We start from the raw sequence: 2500 nt of genomic DNA, 5'->3' as shown, positions 1-2500 counted from the left end.
CTCCAAGGCTAAATACTACTGACTGACCGATAGTGAACTAGTACCGTGAGGGAAAGGCGAAAAGAACCCCGGAGAGGGGAGTGAAATAGATCCTGAAACCGTATGCGTACAAGCAGTGGGAGCCCACTTTGTTGGGTGACTGCGTACCTTTTGTATAATGGGTCAGCGACTTATTTTCAGTGGCGAGCTTAACCGAATAGGGGAGGCGTAGCGAAAGCGAGTCTTAATAGGGCGTCTAGTCGCTGGGAATAGACCCGAAACCGGGCGATCTATCCATGGGCAGGTTGAAGGTTAGGTAACACTGACTGGAGGACCGAACCGACTACCGTTGAAAAGTTAGCGGATGACCTGTGGATCGGAGTGAAAGGCTAATCAAGCTCGGAGATAGCTGGTTCTCCTCGAAAGCTATTTAGGTAGCGCCTCATGTATCACTGTAGGGGGTAGAGCACTGTTTCGGCTAGGGGGTCATCCCGACTTACCAAACCGATGCAAACTCCGAATACCTACAAGTGCCGAGCATGGGAGACACACGGCGGGTGCTAACGTCCGTCGTGAAAAGGGAAACAACCCAGACCGTCAGCTAAGGTCCCAAAGTCATGGTTAAGTGGGAAACGATGTGGGAAGGCTTAGACAGCTAGGAGGTTGGCTTAGAAGCAGCCACCCTTTAAAGAAAGCGTAATAGCTCACTAGTCGAGTCGGCCTGCGCGGAAGATGTAACGGGGCTCAAACCATGCACCGAAGCTACGGGTATCACTTAGGTGATGCGGTAGAGGAGCGTTCTGTAAGCCTGTGAAGGTGAGTTGAGAAGCTTGCTGGAGGTATCAGAAGTGCGAATGCTGACATGAGTAACGACAATGGGTGTGAAAAACACCCACGCCGAAAGACCAAGGTTTCCTGCGCAACGTTAATCGACGCAGGGTTAGTCGGTCCCTAAGGCGAGGCTGAAAAGCGTAGTCGATGGAAAACAGGTTAATATTCCTGTACTTCTGGTTATTGCGATGGAGGGACGGAGAAGGCTAGGCCAGCTTGGCGTTGGTTGTCCAAGTTTAAGGTGGTAGGCTGGAATCTTAGGTAAATCCGGGATTCTAAGGCCGAGAGCTGATGACGAGTGTTCTTTTAGAACACGAAGTGGTTGATGCCATGCTTCCAAGAAAAGCTTCTAAGCTTCAGGTAACCAGGAACCGTACCCCAAACCGACACAGGTGGTTGGGTAGAGAATACCAAGGCGCTTGAGAGAACTCGGGTGAAGGAACTAGGCAAAATGGCACCGTAACTTCGGGAGAAGGTGCGCCGGTGAGGGTGAAGGACTTGCTCCGTAAGCTCATGCCGGTCGAAGATACCAGGCCGCTGCGACTGTTTATTAAAAACACAGCACTCTGCAAACACGAAAGTGGACGTATAGGGTGTGACGCCTGCCCGGTGCCGGAAGGTTAATTGATGGGGTTAGCTAACGCGAAGCTCTTGATCGAAGCCCCGGTAAACGGCGGCCGTAACTATAACGGTCCTAAGGTAGCGAAATTCCTTGTCGGGTAAGTTCCGACCTGCACGAATGGCGTAACGATGGCGGCGCTGTCTCCACCCGAGACTCAGTGAAATTGAAATCGCTGTGAAGATGCAGTGTATCCGCGGCTAGACGGAAAGACCCCGTGAACCTTTACTATAGCTTTGCACTGGACTTTGAATTTGCTTGTGTAGGATAGGTGGGAGGCTTTGAAGCGTGGACGCCAGTTCGCGTGGAGCCATCCTTGAAATACCACCCTGGCAACTTTGAGGTTCTAACTCAGGTCCGTTATCCGGATCGAGGACAGTGTATGGTGGGTAGTTTGACTGGGGCGGTCTCCTCCTAAAGAGTAACGGAGGAGTACGAAGGTGCGCTCAGACCGGTCGGAAATCGGTCGTAGAGTATAAAGGCAAAAGCGCGCTTGACTGCGAGACAGACACGTCGAGCAGGTACGAAAGTAGGTCTTAGTGATCCGGTGGTTCTGTATGGAAGGGCCATCGCTCAACGGATAAAAGGTACTCCGGGGATAACAGGCTGATACCGCCCAAGAGTTCATATCGACGGCGGTGTTTGGCACCTCGATGTCGGCTCATCACATCCTGGGGCTGAAGCCGGTCCCAAGGGTATGGCTGTTCGCCATTTAAAGTGGTACGCGAGCTGGGTTTAGAACGTCGTGAGACAGTTCGGTCCCTATCTGCCGTGGACGTTTGAGATTTGAGAGGGGCTGCTCCTAGTACGAGAGGACCGGAGTGGACGAACCTCTGGTGTTCCGGTTGTCACGCCAGTGGCATTGCCGGGTAGCTATGTTCGGAAAAGATAACCGCTGAAAGCATCTAAGCGGGAAACTTGCCTCAAGATGAGATCTCACTGGAACCTTGAGTTCCCTGAAGGGCCGTCGAAGACTACGACGTTGATAGGCAGGGTGTGTAAGCGCTGTGAGGCGTTGAGCTAACCTGTACTAATTGCCCGTGAGGCTTGACCATATAACACCCAAGCAAT

Annotated in this window: 1 rRNA gene (cut by a window edge); it reads left to right on the top strand. The window is 52.3% G+C overall.

Features of this window, described 5'->3' with window-relative positions:
• Positions 1-2484, top strand: a 23S ribosomal RNA gene (locus ACL9RJ_RS33165) (it extends 408 nt beyond the left edge of the window).
• The last annotated feature ends 16 nt before the right edge of the window (positions 2485-2500 follow it).

Origin of the sequence: Pseudomonas sp. Mn2068, assembly GCF_049319725.1 — a bacterium.
GTDB classification, from domain to species: domain Bacteria; phylum Pseudomonadota; class Gammaproteobacteria; order Pseudomonadales; family Pseudomonadaceae; genus Aquipseudomonas; species Aquipseudomonas gingeri.
This window is presented reverse-complemented; position numbering and strand designations above follow the sequence as displayed.